The organism is Flavobacterium sp. LM4, from assembly GCF_002017935.1.
Taxonomy (GTDB): domain Bacteria; phylum Bacteroidota; class Bacteroidia; order Flavobacteriales; family Flavobacteriaceae; genus Flavobacterium; species Flavobacterium chungangense.
Genome location: NZ_MUFW01000001.1, coordinates 816,357 through 835,566, shown reverse-complemented (window position 1 = coordinate 835,566; position 19,210 = coordinate 816,357). Strand labels below are relative to the sequence as shown.

The window sequence follows — 19,210 nt, the reverse complement described above, 5'->3', positions numbered from 1 at the left end:
GTTCTTTGTTTACATCAATAGCTACTAACAAATATTACGCAAAACGATAAGATTAAAATTCGTATTAAGTTAAAACCGCTATACTTAAACTGAAAACTATCAAGCAAATCAACAACTTTTTATCAGACCCAAATTATCACATCTTAACTACTCTGTTTGCAGTTAAACATATTTGAGAGACGTGTGAACTAAAAACTCTGTACTGAAATTAGAGGTTTGTTTTGACGAGACCTTCAGTTTCACTATTTTGAAACCAGACTAGAGAAGTTTAAGAATGTGTTTTTTCGTACTACTAAATATTACAATACTGCAGATTTTAAGCCACCGATTTGATACCAATAAAAAAGCTGCCAAAATTTCACAATTTTGACAGCTTCCAAAAAAAAAAAAAAATATCAATCTTTATCTCTTTTCTAAAGAGTATGTTTTATTAATCTTAGAATCCGTAAACTAAAGCTAAAAGCACCTGAGAAGCAGATTTAGCAGGAGCTAAATCAGAATCTACGAACAGAACTTCATCTGAATTAGAATCAAGTCTAAACTCTGGAATAATCGTTAAGCCGTTTATTTTATAATTTCCTGATAAAGTAAAAGCCGTAACACTTGTATCTCCAGAACCTTCTTTATATTTGAAGTATTCTCCACGCAATCCCAAAGCAAAAGCATCACTGATTGCATAAGATGGATATAAAGCCGCTCCTGTATAACCAACATCTCCTTCATTTGAAAAATCAGCAGCGTTTAAACCTAATTTAAATTTATCAGTTAATTGAAATGTTGCAGTCAAGTCAACAATAGTACCACTTACTGAACCATCCATAAAATTCAAATAAGCACTTGCTTTATCAGTTACATAAGACAATTGTCCTCCTACAGCATTTAATCCTTTTTGCGAATCAGCTTTATAGCTATTCCAAGAGTCATTAAACAAACCTACCATTGCTCCAAATTTCTCAGTTATTGCATAATTTGCTTTAACACCTGCATTTTGGAATGGTCCGTTGGTAAACAAATAAGAAGTTGAGTAGTGAAAGTTACCTACAGGAGAGATTACCTCATACCCGATAAATGTTCCCATGTAACCCGCAGTCAGACTAAGCTTATCAGAAACTGCATACGTAGCATATAAATTTTGAATGTGGAATGATTCTCCAGAAGTACCTACATTAGGAATAATATCACCATTTTGATCAAATACCACACCTGGCTCATTTGGAATTGATTGTCTTTGTCCTCTTGGCCCAAAAGACACCTCACCTACAAAAGAAATATTTTTAATTTTTTTCTTCAATGCAATATCTAACATTCCTAAAGAAACAGAATTCTGATCTGTTGCGAAGCTTGTTGGAATATTAGGAACTTTAGCAAAATCATATTTGTAATATACATCCCCGGAACCTGAAATTTCTAAAGGAGTAGTTTCTGGAGTGTCATCTTGTGCAAATGCAAAACTTGTTGTTAAGGCTAATGATAAAATAAATAATACTTTTTTCATGTGTTAAATTGGTTTTAGTTAATTAATTTGATTTTGGTTAGTTAAATTTTTATCTATTATTATATTATACGATTCCACTTTGAACTTTAAATCCATCTAATCATCATCATTTTCTTCAGCGAATTTATTAACTTTTGTATGAGTAGAAGAATCGAAATCTATTTTTTTAATGTTTTTGAAGCAGAATTATGGATTACAAAAATTAAATTAAAAATAATCGTTATTTCACATTTATACGGATTGGTTTTTAAAAATACAACAACATATTTTAAGCCGTAATTAGCAAAAAAGAAGGGTTTTGTAAAATTAAAAATATAAAAAAAGACAATTTTCTCACTTTTTTAAGCACTAAAACACATATCACCCCTTAAAAAATAGGGGTTGATAAAAATTTAAAAAAAAGCAAAAGATTCAAGCTATCGAAAATAAGTTTAAAAAGTTTAAAACAAATCAAAAACAATCAAGCCAAATTCTTACAAAAAAATATCATAAAAAATATTCTATTAACTTAAAAAAACAAAAAAAAGCCTGCTCATACGAACAGGCTTTCCTCATGATAAATAACAAACTTATTCCTTATAATTATATTTCCTTAAAAATTCACGGACTTTAATTCCAGATTCTTTCAAGTCCTTTTCTTTCCAATTACCTTCTGATTTAGCGGATTTTTGCAGAATCGAACAAGTTTCATCTTTATCCGAAACTGACCAGGTAATCCAGCTTAATTTTCGTTCTTCCATCCAGTCAATATATTCCTGCCATGCTTTCATATTCAAAGATCCGTCACCACTCGCTTCCATTCCTGCAGATTCTGATATAAAAATTGGCAAACCGTTTTTAATCGCTTCATCAGTTCTATCCCTGAGTTCTTTACCATGCGTTGCGGCATAAAAATGCATCGTGTACATTATATTATTGTACCCTATAATAGGATCAGCTGCCGGAAGATTGACATCCTGATCCCAATGAGGGGATCCCACCAAAATAATATTTTTAGAATCATTATTTCTTATCACCTTAATTACTTCTTCGGCATACGACTTAATTTGTGGCCATGTTTCATCATCCGGCTCATTAAAAATCTCATAAATGACATTTGGGTATTCCGCATATTTTTTAGATATCTCTGCAAAAAAAGCCTTTGCTTCTTCTAAATTTATATTATGACTGTGCCAGTCTATAATCACATAAATATCAGATTTTATTGCACCATTAATAACAGACTCTATTTTATCTTTTGAAAATTGAGAGTTCTTTTTATAAGCCATCTCCCCTAATTCGATTCCCATAGCGGCACGAACTACATTACAATTAAAATCTTTTTTCAGCCACTTAACTGCTTTTTCATTGTAAAATCTTGGCCACATGCTATGCCAGCCAAAACTCATTCCACGCAAGACTATCGGGTTATTGTTTTTATCTACCAATTGAGTACCCTGAACACTTAACTGACCATGTTTTTTTACAAATTGTGCATTAGCAAAGCAAAACATTAATAATAAGGTAATGACAAAAAGTTTAATTTCTGATTTCATATATGTGAGTTTTTTTTGTTATTGATCAAATATGGTATCGCATTTTATTTATTGGTGTTTGCTTACACAAACGGCTTATTTATGGCGATTTTATATTATAAAGAGTTTTATGGAATTAATCTGAGCGTGATAACATCGTGAGAAGCAATATCGGCTGTAAAACTCTTTTTTGTATTTCCTGAATCTTTATTTTTCCAAAGATCTTTTAGTTTGAAAACCATCTCATTAAAATTGGCTTCATAACCAAAATCAACATCTTTAATTATATGTTTTTTCCAATCGAAATTGATTTTCTTTGAAACCTCACTCCTATTTAAGAACGTTACTGCCCAATTCCCGTCAGATAAAGGTTTTGCCCAAACTTCCAATCCATCCTCTGCAAGATATTTAAAGCCCTGAACACCTAATTTGTCCTGATTTACAGCAATTAATTCTTTATTGGTTAAAATTGCCAATGTTTCTTTTGACATTTTTCTATAATCATTTCCGCTAAACAATGGCGATGCCAGCATACACCATAAACTAAAATGCGCCTTGTCTTCGGTATCATTCATTTCATTCCCTACTTCCATCATATCAAAATCATTCCAGTGATCAGGCCCTGAATATTTGCGAATGTCTTTACGCATGTCTGCAATTTTCATGAACCCCCAGGACGACCAATTTTCAGGGTGTTTAAATTCGCAGTCAAAACATGGATAAATATCTCCTGAGATCCTCCAAAGGTTCCCAACGGGTTTTCCCCACTCCCAAGGCTGGTTATCACCCCACTCACAAAGACTAAACACAATAGGTCTTCCGGCAGTTTTTAAGGCATTACTCATTGTTGTATACGCTTCCGGAGCGGTAATTCCTTTTGTGTTACACCAATCGTATTTCAAAAAATCGATTCCAAGTTGGGCATAAAATCGGGCATCTTGGTATTCATAACCACGAGTTCCCGGATATCCTGCACAGGTTTTTGTTCCGGCACAATTGTACAAACCAAATTTCAAACCTTTGCTGTGTACATAATCTATCACAGCTTTCATTCCATTTGGAAATTTATCTGGATCTGGAACCAAATCCCCATTCGCATCTCGTTCTTTGTCCATCCAGCCATCGTCTAATACTATATAATTGTAACCTGCTGCGGCAAGACCTGAAGACACCATAATATCTGCGGTTTCTTTTACTAATTTTTCATCGATATTGGTTGCAAAAGTATTCCATGAGTTCCACCCCATTGGAGGTGTCATTGCAAGACCTTCAAATTTTCCTCCGAATTGTGTGTGAGTGTTTCCCTGACTGAAGCCTAATATGGAAATATGCAGAGCCAATGTTAAAATTATTTTTTTCATTTTTTTTAAAATTTAAAATACTTTATAAAAAATGTTCCCTAATTTTTCAACCAGGGAACATTTTAGACTAACTCAAATTAAACAAAACATATTTTATAAAAATCCTATATCATCTAAATAGATAATACTTGTTTGTGGATCAACGCCATCTTTAGGAACCCCGGAAAATTCCTGGATAAACAAGCTATTAAAACTGGTACCAATTAAAGCAGGCTTTAAATCTGAAAAAGGGATTGAAAGATTATTCCATTGACCTGGTATTAAAGTAACTGTTGTCCCCTTTGTACTGTCTGCTCTATCGCTATTTAGAGTAATAAATATCTTAGTACTTTCAGTTGCATAAACAGACATTTTAAGGAAATTATAATCTGCAACATTTAAAACATCATTAAAGCCTATAAAGAGCCCAGACCACGGACCTGCAATTTTTTTGATTGAAGAAGTTCCTCTACTTACATTCTGTGTATTAAGTAAATCAATATCTCCTCCCCATCCCCATGCATAACCTGACAATTCATCTCCATACAGTAAATATTTAACTCCAAGAGTTCCAATATTAGAAGTACCATATTCTGTTTCTATCGTAACCAGTGCATAAGATCCAAAATCTGCAGGAACCGTTACTTTCATTCCTGTATTTGAATCTACAGTAAATACAACAGACTTATCTCCAAATTTAACTGTTTTTACTTTTACAAAATTTGAACCTGTAATTGTAATCACATCACCCGGAGAAGCAAAAGCCTGAGAAAGTGCTGAAATAACTGGAGCCGGAGGGGTTAACGATATTACATTATCTAATACATTAACAAATCCGTTGGTTCCATAATAATCTAGCCCTGGCGCTGATTTATCAGAACCATTTACTTTCAATACATATACATTATCAGCTATACTTACATTAACCTTTAACAAATACAAATCCGAATCAGCAACATTGGCCATAGTAGTTAATTCTCCAGACTCTAAATAATCTGCTTCTATACCTGCTAATTTACCTACCCTTTGTTTTGCACCTTTTACTACATGACTCAAAACAAGCTGCTTCAAGTCTGGAATTGGCACTAAATTAATGTCTGGATACCCTAAACTGTTTACAAATCCATTAGCAACCAAATACGCATTAATAGCTACATCATTTGGTACAAAATAGGTATAATCATCTGTAGTATTTAAGGTCGATTTCAAATCGGTCAATTCAATAGCTTTTGCAAAAAGAGTTAAATTGGTATTAGCCTCTATCAGTCCAAAAGCGGTATTTTGATTTTGTTTTGCTCCTCCAACATCTTCGATAGAATCATCACAAGAAGTGGCTATTGCTGTCAAAAAAACACAAATAGCTATCTGTTTTAATTTATATATTATTTTCATAAAGTTTTCTTTTTATATTTTATTAGTGAAAGAAATAAAAAGAATCATTCATTATTAAAAGATTCTTTTTAAACAAATCCTATATATTATTTTAATACGAGACCTAAGTCATCAATATAAATTGTATTACCTCCTGCTTTTCCTCCAAATTCCTGAAAAACTATTTCAGTTAATTGAGTAGGATCACCAACTGCACTAAAAGGGATCTCTATGTAAGTCCAAGAAGATGACGAAAACTCATAATTTGGTATTTTACTATAATTCCCATTAACAATTACTGCTATTTTTCCAGAATTCTGTCCCTTTAGACTTACTCTGATTGCTTTATATTTAGAGAAATCAAATGGAGAATTATTTATTCCAACATATAAACCATCCCATTGACCAGCAACCCACTTAATGGATTTTGAACCTTGACTAAAGTCTTTATCATAAGCTATATCATAAGCGTTTGTACCATCCCATAACCCATTATAACTCATAAGAGAGGTATAAGCATCATCATAAATAGCACTTCCAAAAGACTGTCCAGCTACCGTAGTGCCCGACACATTGGTTATAGAAAGGTTCTTGTATTGAATATTTTCATTCGGAACCTGCACTTTTATTTCAGTTAATGTAGATTCAATTGGCTCTACCTGAGTTGTTCCAAAATTTACAACAGGACGTAAAAAAAAGTCTCCTTTAATAGTTATTATATCTCCTGGATTAGGGTTAATCGGGAAACCAGTAATACTAGGAGAAGGTGGTCTTACCTTTACCGAATATATTAAAGTTCCTCCTTTGGTAACCATTTTTAATTCGTCCATCTCATTATAATAAGGAGTATCCTTATCAACACTTATCACAATAGCATTATCCGTTACCAAAGTTGAATTAAATACAGTCTCCAAGCCATTAAACGATATCGATTTTAGAGTTGAAAAGCCCGAACCTCTAATTATATAGGTATTCCCTGCATTAATAACATCCGTTGGAACATCTACTTCCCTGTCTCCGTCTATTAAAGGATCATCAACTACTGATTTACTAATCCCTGTAATTACAGGAACACTGCCACTGCCACCATCGTCATTAGAACAAGAAGCGAGCAGGAAAATTGAAGCAAGAAAAGAAAACTTCAACAACATTATTTTTTTTATATTTTTCATAATTGTTTTTCTTTAAAGTTTATTTAAAAACATAAGGAACCGGAGCCTCTTTTAATTTTGGATTTTTTCTAACATCAATTTCCGGCTTAGGAAAAATAAAATCTGTTTCAACAGGAGTATAGTGCTTTACCCCTTGCGAATCAAAACCTCTATCTTGCTTAGATACAATTTCAATAGCTTCAGCACGTGGTAATCTTCCTAAATCATACCAAAACTCACCCTCGAAAGCAAATTCAACACGTCTTTCCTGAAACAAAGCGCTCTTTGTCAGTGGTACATTAAGTCCTAATTCTGCAAGACCTGCTCTTCTTCTAACCTTATTGTAAGACTCTTTTGCAGCAGCATCTGTAGTCTCATTGGCTCCTGCCATAACAGCTTCAGCATGAATTAATAAAAGATCTGCATAACGCATAATATAATTACAGTTATTCATACCTCCCCAATTATCTACTGGTCCGGTTTCTCCGGTTACCTGTCCTACCACATACTTTTTAACTGCGGCTCCTGTATTATCCAAAAGACTTGGATATTTAACTTTATCTACTTTAAAACCAACTACACCATCAGCTTTAATATTAGGATATTCATCTCCATAAATTAAATAAGATTCTTTTCTTCTTAAATCTCCAACTTCAAAAGCATCCTGAATATCATTTGACGGAACATAAGTTGCTCCATAGGAAGCTCCATCGTTAAGTATATCCAATCCATACTGTACGTTTGAAAAATTTCCTCCCTGATATTCGCCTATGGCACCAGACCATTGCCAGGAATAAATAGACTCATGATTGTTATTTTTACTAGTTAAAAACAAATCAGCAAAGTTTGGCAATAAATCAAATTCTCCTGAAGCAATTACCTTCTCAGCCATTTGTTTAGCATCAGAGTATTTTTTTTGATATAAATATACTTTAGCCAGAAACGATTCTGCAGAACCCTGAGTAACAAAAATATTTTCATCACCCGCAGTTCTTGATCTAACTTTTGATTTTAAATTTGCTGCTGCATATTTCAAATCGTTCTCAATAAATTTATAAACATCCTCAATTCTATTTGTATTAACCATAGGATTTTTTGCCAATGCCAAATTATCTTCAATAATTGGCACAGGTCCAAATAAACGCACTAAATAAAAATAAGAAATGGCTCTGAAGAAATGTGCCTCAGCAACTGTGTTTTTAATCACTGCCTGACTTACATTTGGTCCTGCATTAGTTTCAAGAGTATTAATTAAATTATTTGATTGCGCAACAACCCCAAAACAAGATCTCCATGGATCTGACAATATAAAACTGTCAGAAGTTAATTTAAATTGAATTAACTCCGGACCATCTGCATATGCCAAACAATTACCTGATGACAATTCAGACAATGCATAGAAACATTTTGTATAAAATGGCGCCCACATTTTCCCATACATTCCATAAGTAGTTCTTTCAACTTGCTCATCAGTACTATAGAACTGATCACTTACATAGCCATCTTCAGAAGGACGATCTAAAAATTCATCGCTACATGAAGTAAAACCTAAACCTAGTGTCAAAAACAATACTAGAGTCTTTATATTGATTATATATTTTTTCATAATTGTAGTATTAAAATTCTATGTTCATTCCAAAAGTAAAACTGCGATTGGTTGGGTAACGACCTGAGTCTATACCAGACAATAATGCATCTTGATTATACGATCCAACCTCCGGATCATATCCTGTATATTTTGTAAAAGTGTATAAATTTTGTATCCCCAGGTAAAATCTTAATTTACTTAAACCTGCTTTAGAAAGAATATCAGAAGGCAGACCGTAACCTAATGTAACTTGCTGAATTCTTAAATAAGACCCATCCTCTACATATCTGTCAGAAATTGCAATGTTTGGATGTCCGTCAGCACCGTCAGGTCTTGGATATTTTGCATCTGTATTTTCCGGTGTCCAGAAATCTACCGCTTCTGCTAATTGATTCTGATATAAACTTTGATTTTTTGTACCAGCACGTCGAGTCAGGTTCATTACTTTATTTCCATATGACCCCTGCAGCATTAAGCCAAGATCTATATTTTTATATTTAAACGTATTATTAAATCCATAAGTGAATTTAGGTTGTGGATTCCCTATAAAAGTCAAATCCTTTTCATCAATCAAACCATCTTTATTTTGATCAACATACTCCACATCTCCTAATTGACTTTTCACAGCTTTAGTTCCTGTAAATGGTATAGGTGCATTTGCTAGTTGCTCATTCGTCCTAATAATTCCAACTGTTTCATAACCATAAAACTGACCAATTGGCTGACCCACTACAGTTTTGGTAACTGCTTTATTAGTGTAATCATTAAGCATTACATCTTTTGTTAAATCAAAATTGTCTTGTAAACTCAATAATTCATTTCTGTTTAATGAAAAAATAACTTTAGAAGTCCATGTAAAATCTTTCCCAAATTTATTATCATACCCCAAAGACATCTCCAAACCTTCGTTTCTCAAGCTTCCCAAATTTACTCTTGGCGCTCCTAATCCTCCTTGATAAGACTCTAAGCCTGTAACATAATAAGGTAGTGGGAGCGTAAATAAGAATCCCGCTGATTGTTTTCTGTAAACATCAAAAGTGGCTGACAATTTAGAATTAAACATTGTAAAATCTAATCCAAGATTTGTCTGTTCACCTGTCTCCCATGTTAAATCCGGATTAGCAATATTATCAGCAGTAAAAAAATTCCCCATCGCTGATTTAATTGAACGAATATTACTCAAATAAGCTCCTCCTCCAATATTTTGATTACCGGTTTCTCCATAACCAATTCTAAATTTAATATTATCGATATAATCTTTTGTTCCTTCCATGAACGGCTCGTTAGATAATTTCCATGCCCCGGAAATTGATGGAAAATACCCCCATCTTTTTCCCGGTCCAAAATTAGAACTTCCGTCAGCCCTCATAGTAGCCTGTAAGCTATACCTATCATTAAAATCATAATTAAAAGTACCAAAGAATGAATACAAACCAGAACTTCCTTTATATTCACTGGCAACCAAAGTATCCTGGTCTCCTAAATTAATAGAATGCACATCATTACTTAATAGTCCGGAAACCGACTGAGAATTCCCAAACCAATGACTGTCATTAGCTTCCTGACCTGCAAGGAAATTAAACCCATGCTTTCCTAATGAAAATCTATACGTCAAAACATTTTTTATATTAATACCATACCACGTATTGCTTCTTTCCTGAAGCTGATTAATATCTCTAACTGCAGATCCCCAAACGTATGTAGGCTGAAAACCTTCAAAATTCGAAATATCAGTTGAACCTCCTAAATCAAAACGATATTCTAATCCTTTTGCTAACTTAAAAATGCTGTAAAAATTTCCGGAAAAATTCTTTTTAATCAATTTATTAGTATTCATTAAAGCAGCCGCTACAGGATTAATCCATACTCCTAAGGAAGCATCTTCTGGCGGCCCAGCATAACTGCCATCTAAATTTTTAACTGCAACATCCGGAGTCGATAAAATTGAAGTACTGATAATACCATTACTAGAACCATTAATAGTAATATCTTCATTAGTAACCCCAGCCCCGATTGAAACTCCAACACTAAGCCAATTTTTGACTTTTGAATCTACATTAGTTTTAAAGGTATATCTTTTAAAAGCAGATCCAACAACTATTCCTTCCTGATTAGCATACCCTCCTGATATATAATAACTAGTGCCATCTTTTGAACCTGAAAACGACAATTGATGATTCACCATAATTGCAGTCTTATAAATTTCATCCTGCCAATTCGTTCCTGAACCCAAAACTGAAGGAACTGCAAATTCATCCCTTGGCGCAACTCCGTAATATTCTGCCAATGCATTTTGTTGTACAGCATATTGGCTTAATGACATTGTATCTAATAAACGCGTAACTTTTTGAGTAGAATAAAAGGAATCATAGGCTAATTTTCCTGTACCTTTTTTACCTCTTTTTGTTGTAACGATTATAACTCCATTAGATGCTCTTGAACCATAAATAGCTGTTGCTGAAGCATCTTTCAAAATATCATAAGTCTCTATATCATTAGGATTTATTAAGGATAACGGACTGGTTGAGACGTTTCCTGTATTAGCCCCTAAATAACCACTTACTATATTCCCTCCTGTAGCCTGATTAGTAGCATCTCCAGAAACAGGAATTCCATCAATAATATAAAGTGGCTCATTTGTTCCTGACAAAGAGCTTATTCCACGAATTTTCACTGAAGCACTTGCACCAGGTTGTCCCGAATTATTCGTTACCTGAACCCCGGCTGCACGTCCCTGAAGCATTTGATCCATAGAGACTTGAGGCGAATCTGCAAAATCCTTTGCTGTAACTGAAGAAATTGCCCCGGTAACATCTTTTCTTTTCTGGCTTCTATACCCAACATTTACCATAACTTCACGTAAATCTTCGGCACTAAGTTTCAAGACAACATTTATTGTCCCGCCATTTTTCACATTAATAGTTTGAGCAACATATCCAATAAAAGATACTGAAATAGAAGCATTTGCCGGTACTTCAATAGAATACTTACCATCAAAATCTGTTGAGACCGCTTTTTTTGACCCTACAACAGCAATATTTGCCCCAGGAATAGAAAGCCCCTTATCATCAGTAATTATTCCTGTTACCTTAACCTGAGCAGTAATAAAATTACTTGTCAGTAACAAAAATAAAATCAATGGAATCGCTCTGTGGTTAGCATTCCAATGAATAAAATTAGTCATTAGTTTTTTCATAATAAATGTTTGGTTAGTTTAAGTTTAATACTTACTTGATAAAAAGCTAAAAAAGGAGTTCGTTTTTTTAACTAATTTATTTTAACAAATCTATAACAGAAGTTTACATGAAGTTAATAGTATTATATCATTTGATGATAATATTTTTACTTTAATAATTTAAAAAAACACATAGTGAAATAAAAACATCATTTTTTTTAATTATTCGTAATTTATCTGCTTGAAAACCCTACAACAAATAAACATTAATTAACGATTTGTCAAAAATTAAAACGATTTCGTTAAAAATAATATTTGTTTATGAAAAAAAAGTATTACTATAAAATACGCTTTAATCCAGAAAAATCCTCCCTATACTGACTAGGCGTACAATTTTTGGTAGCTTTAAAACTACGATTAAAATTTGCTATATTATTAAACCCGGACTTAAAAGCTATTTCTGAAACACTCATATCTTTTTCAACCAGCCAACGAGCAGCATATCCAATTCGGATATCATTAATATAATTTACAAAGGTTTTACCTGTACGTTTTTTTATAAATCGGTTAAAAGAAATTATAGACATACTTGCAATATTGGCCGCATCTTCTAAAGTAATTTTATCCGCAAAATGTTTTTGTACATATTCGTAGACTAACTTCATTTTATCATAATCCTCAAAAGTATCATAATCTACCGTATAAGTCGAGAGCAATCTTTGATTTCTGGAATTAGCCAAATCATACAATAACGAAGTGATTTCCAAAAAATAATCCATACCATCTAATTTAGAGAGCTTTATCAATCTTGGAGTTAATTCTTCTGCTACTTTTTTAGAAAACAAAATACCATGAATAGAACGATTAAACATATCCCGTATAGGATTCATAATACGCCTTGAAAGCAAAGATTCATGAAATAAATCATTATGAAACTGTATAGTGATTTCATGTATTTTTTTACTGGTACATTTATTCAATTCCCAACCGTGATACAAATTAGGCCCAATCAAAACCAACTCAACATTATCAATTTCTTCAATATTATCCCCAACCACACGCTTAACTCCTTTTCCGTTCAAAATAAAATTAATTTCAAATTCCGGATGATAATGTACCGGAAAATCAAAACTATCCTTAACTCTGTCGAAGACTAAAAAACTATCACCACTGGACAAAGGAGCAATCTCTCTGTAAAAATTTTTAGCTGTACTCATATTATTATAAAGTTATTAAAGATCATAAAACAACAAATCCATTTGCAATAATATGATATATAATTGATAAAATAATATTAATTATACGAGAAACATCCATTTATCTTTGAAAAAATAATTATCATCTTTTCAAAAAGACTATAGATAATAAACAGTAATCGTTTTTAATCCGTCCTCTTTTTATAGTTTTGATAATATAAGAGTTAAAAAAGACAGCATTGAATTTAATGAGAAATTATTTCAATTTTTTACAATCCTTTTTATTTTTTTTAGCTTTATGATGAAACATATTTTAATAAATTATGCAAAAAATATCCTTACTCCTTGTTATAACTGCTTTTATTGGAGCTTCATGCTCTATAAAAGCAAAAGCTACTGATACAAATTTGTCAATTTCGGATAAAAAAGCAACAAATGAAACAGTTGCTCTTTATAAAAAACTACAGCAATTGTCTCAAAAAGGATATCTTTTCGGACATCAGGATGACCTGGCTTATGGTGTAAACTGGAAATACGAACCATTCCGCAGCGATATAAAAGATATCGTTGGGGATTACCCGGCAGTATATGGATGGGATATAGCAGGTCTGGAAAAAGATGATGCCCATAATATTGACGGAGTTCCTTTTGACAAAATGAAACAATATATTAAAGAGGCAAATGAACGAGGCGGAATTTCAACAATAAGCTGGCATTTTGACAATCCTGAAACTGGAAAAAATGCCTGGGACAATACTTCAAATTCTTTAAAAACCATTTTAGTGGGTGAAAAAAATCATGAAAAATTCATATCATGGCTTGATAAAGCTGCCAATTTCTTTCTATCCTTAAAAGATAAGAACGGAAAAAACATACCAATCCTTTTCAGACCTTACCATGAGTTAACCGGAGGCTGGTTCTGGTGGGGAAAAGGAAATTGTACGCCAGAAGAATTTAAAGCTGCATGGAAATTTACCTTCGAATACCTGCAAAAAAAAGGGGTACATAATTTAATTTACGTTTACAACACCAGCAGTTTCAGTTCTAAAGAAGCTTTTTTAGAAAACTATCCAGGCGACAATTATGTCGATATTTTAAGCTTTGATTCCTATCAGAATAACGAAGATAAAAGCGGTGAAAAATTTATAGCCGAAGTTCAGAATCAACTTAAAATCATAAATGGAATTGGTCAGGAAAAGCATAAATTAATTGCTGTTGCTGAGGCCGGATACGAAGCTGTTCCCGATAGTAAATGGTGGACAGGGACTTTTACAAAAGCAATTGAAGATTATAAAATATCTTATATCTTACTTTGGAGAAATCATGGCTGGCAGGAAAAAGAACAAAAAATGCATTATTATGTTCCTTATTCCGGTCAGATAAGCGAGAAAAATTTTGTAGATTTTTATAATCTTGACAAAACCTTATTCGAAAAAGACATCAAAAAAGCATTAAAATAACTAACTATACCAAATTACAACCTTAAAAAAAGAAATTAAATGCACGACAAAATCAGTTTAAAAGAAAAAATAGGATATGGACTTGGAGACGCAGCTTCTTCTATGTTCTGGAAAATCTTCAGTATGTACCTCCTATTTTTCTATACCGACGTTTTCGGACTGGCACCAGCAGTAGTAGGAACCATGTTTTTAATTACCAGAATATGGGATTCCTGTTTTGACCCTATCGTTGGAATAATTGCTGATAGAACAAAAACCAAATGGGGTAAGTTCAGACCTTACTTACTTTGGGTTGCAGTGCCATTTGCTGTCATAGGGGTTTTAACTTTTTACACCCCTGATTTTGATGAAAAAGGAAAAATAATTTATGCTTATGTAACTTATTCCTTAATGATGATGATTTACTCCTTAATCAATGTACCCTATGCTTCACTTTTAGGCGTAATGTCTTCTGACAGAAAAGAAAGAACAACCTTATCTTCTTACAGAATGGTTTTTGCTTTTGGAGGAAGTCTTTTAGCACTTTGGTTAATTGAACCTTTAGTAAATTATTTTGGAGGAAGCCTTAACTCAAAAACAGGCTGGCTTGCTACAATTGCTGTATTCGGAATTATAACAACTGCTTTTTTCTGGGCATGTTTCCTTTGGACAAAAGAAAGAGTTAAACCAATTGATGATGAACAGACAAATCTAAAAGAAGATTTAAAAGACTTATTAAAAAACAAACCCTGGTGGATTCTGCTTGGAGCCGGGATTGGTGCTTTAGTTTTCAATTCTATCCGTGACGGAGCAGCTGTATATTACTTTAAATACTATGTAAGTAGTAGTGTAAACTTCGATTTTTCGCTTTTTGGAACAGTTTTTCATATGACTCCAACTTCAATCTATTTGGTTTTAGGACAAGCGGCCAATATCATTGGAGTTATAGCAGCAACACCATTGGCTAATAAGTTTGGTAAAAAGAAAACCTTCTTTGGTGCCATGGCATTAGCCGCAATTTTGAGTCTTATATTCTATTTCTTCGGAAAAGAAGATGTTGTCCTAATTATGAGTTTTCAGGTTTTAATAAGCATTTGTGCAGGCTGTATCTTCCCTTTAATCTGGTCAATGTATGCCGACAGTGCTGACTATTCAGAATGGAAACAAGGACGCAGAGCCACAGGTTTAGTCTTCTCTGCTTCATCGATGTCACAAAAATTTGGATGGACAATTGGTGGTGCCGGAGCTGGATGGCTTTTGGGTTACTACGGTTTTCAGGCCAATGTTGAACAAACGGCCACTACTCAAAACGGAATTCAATTGATGTTAAGCATACTTCCTGCCATGGCTGCAGCAATATCTGTAGCTTTTATTGCATTCTACCCATTATCTGAAGAAAAATTACAAATCATAGAACAGGATTTAAACGAAAAAAGAGACCTAAAAAATTAAAATACAGATTTAGAAATTGATTGATATGACAACAATAACAACTTCAGCTACATTTCACGATAGAAAAGTAGCATTAGAAAAAGAACATATTACGCTTGTACAGCAAAAAAATGAGCCTCAAAATACGATTGGAAACGGAATTTATCAGCGCTATAAAAATCCGGTAGTCACTGCCGCACACGTACCTTTAAACTGGCGTTTCGATTTAAATGAAGAAACAAATCCATTTTTACAGGAACGTATCGGAATGAATGCTGCGTTTAATGCAGGTGCGATGAAATGGAATGGCAAATATTTATTAGCAGTTCGTGTAGAGGGAATTGACAGAAAATCATTTTTTGCTATTGCGGAAAGTCCAAATGGAATTGATAATTTCAGGTTTTGGGAAAAACCGTGCGTAATTCCACAAACCTCGGAGCCGGACACAAATGTTTATGATATGCGTTTAATCAATCATGAAGACGGTTGGGTTTACGGAATTTTTTGTACAGAAAGAAAAGATCCAAAAGCCCCAAAAGGTGACACAAGTTCTGCTGTAGCCAACGCAGGGATCGTACGTTCAAAAGATTTAGTGAAATGGGAAAGGCTTCCTGATTTAATTTCGAATACCGGCCAGCAAAGAAATGTTGTTTTACATCCCGAATTTGTAAACGGAAAATATGCTTTATACACACGCCCACAAGATGGTTTTATTGATGTTGGAGCAGGTGGCGGAATTGGTTTAGGATATGTTGACAATATGGAAAATCCGGTTGTAAAAGAAGAAAAAATCATTTTTGGAAAGCATTATCACACCATTTATGAGTTAAAAAATGGTCTTGGTCCCGCTCCCATCAAAACAGAAAAAGGCTGGTTGCATTTGGCACACGGAGTTCGTAACACAGCTGCTGGTTTACGATATACACTTTATATGTTTATGACAGATTTGAATGATATTTCGAAAGTAACTCATGTTCCTGCCGGACATTTTATGGGACCTGAAGAAATAGAAAGAGTTGGGGATGTTTCGAATGTATTGTTCTCAAATGGATGGATTGAAGACGAAGATGGTACTGTCTATGTATATTACGCCTCATCAGACACCAGAATGCATGTCGCAGTTTCATCTGTAGCAAAATTAGTTGACTATGTGACCAATACTCCTGCTGACACTTTTATTTCTGCCGGTTCTGTAGAAACAATTATCAGCCAAATCGAAAAAAACAACGCAATATAATTTACCGTGTCATCAAAACTAAAGCAACTTAAAACCGAATTATCAGCTGAACTTGATGCTATTTTAGACTATTGGTCAAAAAACACAATCGATATTCAAAATGATGGTTTTATTGGTCAGATTGACTCTAATGATGCAGTAATTTTAAATGCTGAAAAAGGTTCTGTACTAAATGCCCGAATATTATGGTCGTTTTCTGCAAGCTACCAGGTTACAAAAAATGAGTCTCATAAAGAAATTGCCAAAAGAGCTTTTCAATATCTTTCTGAATATTTTTATGACCCTGAGTTTGGAGGTTTATTTTGGAGTATTAATGCAGATACAACCCCAAAAGACACCAAAAATCAGATTTATGCTTTGGCTTTTGCCATTTATGGTTTGTCCGAATATTATGTTATTTCAAAAGATGAAAAGGCACTGGCAATTGCCATTAATTTATATTTAAGAATACAAAAACACAGTTACGATTCTGTAAACCAAGGTTATTTAGAAGCTTTTACACGCGATTGGCAACCTATTGAAGATCTACGACTAAGCAGTAAAGATGCTAACGAAAAGAAAACCATGAACACACATTTGCATATTGTTGAGGCATATGCAAATTTATTCAAGGTTTGGAAAGATGCAAAGTTACAAAGTGATATTATCGAATTATTACAAACTATCGAAAAACGTTTCATCAATCCAGAAACAGGCCATTTGCATTTGTTTTTTGATGAAAACTGGATTGAAAAACCGGATGTTATTTCATATGGTCATGATATTGAAGCAGCCTGGCTTTTATTGCAATGTGCCGAAATTTCAGGAGATAAAACATTAATCGATAATTTCACTAAACATGCCATTCAAATAGTAGAAGTGACTCAGGAAGGCATAGATACAGATGGTGGTTTATGGTATGAATTTGACCCTGAAAAGAAGCAGTTAACTACCGAAAAACACTGGTGGGTACAGGCAGAAGCTTTAATTGGTTTTTATAACGTGTATCAATTAACTGATAACGAAAAATATTTAGAAATTGTTTTAAAAAACTGGGAGTTTATAAAAACACACATTTTAGACAAACAAAACGGAGAATGGTTTTGGGGAATTTACGGCGATTATACTTTGATTAAAAAAGACAAAGCCGGTTTTTGGAAATGCCCTTATCACAACAGTCGTGCTTGTTTGGAACTCATCCAAAGAATAAAAACTTAAATTATTTCACTTCCATAAAACTAATTTATTGCATTAAAAACAACGATTATGAAACAACTCTTTTTCTTTAGTTTATTATTTTTTTGTGCAATAAGTGATGCACAAACCAATTTGATTAAAAATGGCGGATTTGAATCTGAAACATTAAATTGGACTGGCGATGCTGCAACCATATCTCCGTATGACAAAAAAACAGGTAAAAACAGTGCTGTTATCAATCAGTTTACGGGTGCTGAATGGAAAGCAATAGATCAAATTGTAAACGTCCCAAAAAATACGTATGCTGTAGAATTCAGCGTTTGGGTAAAAGCCGATCAGATTGAAGGCGGCAAGGAAGCTTATAACGCCGGTTTAATGATTGCTGAATTTACAAACAGCGGCGGAAAAAAAATAGTTTCTGAAAACATAGCGCAAGTAAAAGGAACAATAGTCTGGACCAATTATAAAAAAACAGTTTTGGTTCCTGAAAAAGCACAAAAAATCAGAATCATGCTGGCATTGGCACAAATCAACGGCTCTGTATTTTTTGACGATGTAAATGCAACTGCCCTTTCTGAAGAAGAGTATTTCAAACTTAATCCCATAACGACAGTTTCGGAAGGACAAAAAACAATTTCTACTCCAAAACCATTTTCAAACGGAAATTTTGAAGAAAATCTAAATTCATGGAACGGAAACGGAATAATTTCTACAACAGACAAAAAAGATGGAAATGCAGCAGTAGAAATTTCATCAAAAATCGCCGAATGGAAAGCAATTGATCAGGTATCTGATATTAATAAAGGAAATAAAACCATAGAAATTTCAGGATGGTTAAAAGCAAGAGATATCCAACAAGGAAAAGACCCATGGAATAACGGCATGTTTATTATTGAATTTAAAAAAGACGAAAACGTCAAAGCTTCAGAAGATCAGGTTATAGGAACGGTGACCGGAACTACGGACTGGACTCTTTTCAAAAAAACATTTCAAATTCCCGAAGGTGCAAAACAATACCGGATTATGGTTGCAATTAGTGTTTGCACGGGAACTTTATTAGCCGATAATATTGAGGTCAAACTTTCTAATTAAAATCA

14 protein-coding genes are annotated in these 19,210 nt (G+C 33.5%); 6 read left to right on the top strand and 8 right to left on the bottom strand.

Annotated elements, in window-relative coordinates; all coding sequences use genetic code 11:
• Positions 1-436 precede the first annotated feature (436 nt).
• Positions 437-1,495: an outer membrane beta-barrel protein gene (locus BXU10_RS03825; protein WP_078226172.1), complete on the bottom strand. Its 1,059-nt coding sequence runs from the start codon at positions 1,493-1,495 to the stop codon at positions 437-439.
• Positions 1,496-1,633: 138 nt separating this feature from the next.
• Between BXU10_RS03825 and BXU10_RS24930 the strand changes: the two genes are divergently transcribed.
• Positions 1,634-1,774: a hypothetical protein gene (locus BXU10_RS24930; protein WP_189328052.1), complete on the top strand. Its 141-nt coding sequence runs from the start codon at positions 1,634-1,636 to the stop codon at positions 1,772-1,774.
• A 290-nt stretch (positions 1,775-2,064) separates the two neighbouring features.
• Here the strand turns inward: BXU10_RS24930 and BXU10_RS03820 are convergent, their stop codons facing one another.
• The 7 genes from BXU10_RS03820 to BXU10_RS03790 all read right to left on the bottom strand — a co-directional run bounded on the left by BXU10_RS03820 (position 2,065) and on the right by BXU10_RS03790 (position 12,851).
• A complete protein-coding gene (locus tag BXU10_RS03820) occupies positions 2,065-3,030 on the bottom strand; it encodes a glycoside hydrolase family 5 protein (RefSeq protein ID WP_078226171.1) in 966 nt (321 codons plus the stop codon).
• Between the two features lie 107 nt (positions 3,031-3,137).
• Entirely contained in the window at positions 3,138-4,370 is a 1,233-nt protein-coding gene (locus BXU10_RS03815) for a glycoside hydrolase family 27 protein (protein WP_078226170.1), read from the bottom strand.
• Between the two features lie 93 nt (positions 4,371-4,463).
• Positions 4,464-5,741 carry a fasciclin domain-containing protein gene (locus BXU10_RS03810; protein WP_078226169.1) on the bottom strand — a complete coding sequence of 426 codons (1,278 nt, stop codon included), beginning with the start codon at positions 5,739-5,741 and terminating at the stop codon, positions 4,464-4,466.
• 86 nt (positions 5,742-5,827) lie between these two features.
• Positions 5,828-6,892 (bottom strand): IPT/TIG domain-containing protein, encoded by a 1,065-nt coding sequence (locus BXU10_RS03805; protein WP_078226168.1) that lies wholly within the window; start codon positions 6,890-6,892, stop codon positions 5,828-5,830.
• 19 nt (positions 6,893-6,911) lie between these two features.
• Entirely contained in the window at positions 6,912-8,477 is a 1,566-nt protein-coding gene (locus BXU10_RS03800) for a RagB/SusD family nutrient uptake outer membrane protein (RefSeq protein WP_078226167.1), read from the bottom strand.
• Positions 8,478-8,487: 10 nt separating this feature from the next.
• Positions 8,488-11,655 carry a TonB-dependent receptor gene (locus BXU10_RS03795; RefSeq protein ID WP_078226166.1) on the bottom strand — a complete coding sequence of 1,056 codons (3,168 nt, stop codon included), beginning with the start codon at positions 11,653-11,655 and terminating at the stop codon, positions 8,488-8,490.
• 317 nt (positions 11,656-11,972) lie between these two features.
• Entirely contained in the window at positions 11,973-12,851 is an 879-nt protein-coding gene (locus tag BXU10_RS03790; protein ID WP_031456060.1) for an AraC family transcriptional regulator, read from the bottom strand.
• Positions 12,852-13,153: 302 nt separating this feature from the next.
• On the opposite strand from BXU10_RS03790, the gene BXU10_RS03785 reads away from it, so the two are divergent.
• From BXU10_RS03785 to BXU10_RS03765, 5 genes are read left to right on the top strand one after another with little or no spacing between them, the layout of a single operon-like run.
• Entirely contained in the window at positions 13,154-14,290 is a 1,137-nt protein-coding gene (locus tag BXU10_RS03785) for a glycoside hydrolase family 26 protein (RefSeq protein ID WP_078226165.1), read from the top strand.
• Between the two features lie 39 nt (positions 14,291-14,329).
• The gene (locus tag BXU10_RS03780; RefSeq protein ID WP_078226164.1) at positions 14,330-15,721 is read left to right on the top strand and encodes an MFS transporter; all 1,392 of its coding nucleotides are present in this window, start codon (positions 14,330-14,332) and stop codon (positions 15,719-15,721) included.
• A gap of 25 nt (positions 15,722-15,746) precedes the next feature.
• Positions 15,747-16,937 (top strand): glycosidase, encoded by a 1,191-nt coding sequence (locus BXU10_RS03775; RefSeq protein WP_078226163.1) that lies wholly within the window; start codon positions 15,747-15,749, stop codon positions 16,935-16,937.
• Positions 16,938-16,943: 6 nt separating this feature from the next.
• Positions 16,944-18,134, top strand: coding sequence for an AGE family epimerase/isomerase (locus BXU10_RS03770; protein ID WP_078226162.1), 1,191 nt, complete (start codon positions 16,944-16,946; stop codon positions 18,132-18,134).
• A 48-nt stretch (positions 18,135-18,182) separates the two neighbouring features.
• Complete coding sequence (locus BXU10_RS03765) at positions 18,183-19,205, top strand: carbohydrate binding domain-containing protein (RefSeq protein WP_078226161.1); 1,023 nt, start codon at positions 18,183-18,185, stop codon at positions 19,203-19,205.
• The last annotated feature ends 5 nt before the right edge of the window (positions 19,206-19,210 follow it).

Bases quoted from the DNA above. Each gene is read 5' to 3' on its own strand.
- BXU10_RS03820 (WP_078226171.1), bottom strand. From the start codon at position 3,030: ATGAAATCAGAAATTAAACTTTTTGTCATTACCTTATTATTAATGTTT.
- BXU10_RS03815 (WP_078226170.1), bottom strand. From the start codon at position 4,370: ATGAAAAAAATAATTTTAACATTGGCTCTGCATATTTCCATATTAGGC.
- BXU10_RS03825 (WP_078226172.1), bottom strand. From the start codon at position 1,495: ATGAAAAAAGTATTATTTATTTTATCATTAGCCTTAACAACAAGTTTT.
- BXU10_RS03810 (WP_078226169.1), bottom strand. From the start codon at position 5,741: ATGAAAATAATATATAAATTAAAACAGATAGCTATTTGTGTTTTTTTG.
- BXU10_RS03775 (WP_078226163.1), top strand. From the start codon at position 15,747: ATGACAACAATAACAACTTCAGCTACATTTCACGATAGAAAAGTAGCA.
- BXU10_RS03790 (WP_031456060.1), bottom strand. From the start codon at position 12,851: ATGAGTACAGCTAAAAATTTTTACAGAGAGATTGCTCCTTTGTCCAGT.
- BXU10_RS03805 (WP_078226168.1), bottom strand. From the start codon at position 6,892: ATGAAAAATATAAAAAAAATAATGTTGTTGAAGTTTTCTTTTCTTGCT.
- BXU10_RS03765 (WP_078226161.1), top strand. From the start codon at position 18,183: ATGAAACAACTCTTTTTCTTTAGTTTATTATTTTTTTGTGCAATAAGT.
- BXU10_RS24930 (WP_189328052.1), top strand. From the start codon at position 1,634: ATGAGTAGAAGAATCGAAATCTATTTTTTTAATGTTTTTGAAGCAGAA.
- BXU10_RS03785 (WP_078226165.1), top strand. From the start codon at position 13,154: ATGCAAAAAATATCCTTACTCCTTGTTATAACTGCTTTTATTGGAGCT.
- BXU10_RS03780 (WP_078226164.1), top strand. From the start codon at position 14,330: ATGCACGACAAAATCAGTTTAAAAGAAAAAATAGGATATGGACTTGGA.
- BXU10_RS03800 (WP_078226167.1), bottom strand. From the start codon at position 8,477: ATGAAAAAATATATAATCAATATAAAGACTCTAGTATTGTTTTTGACA.
- BXU10_RS03795 (WP_078226166.1), bottom strand. From the start codon at position 11,655: ATGAAAAAACTAATGACTAATTTTATTCATTGGAATGCTAACCACAGA.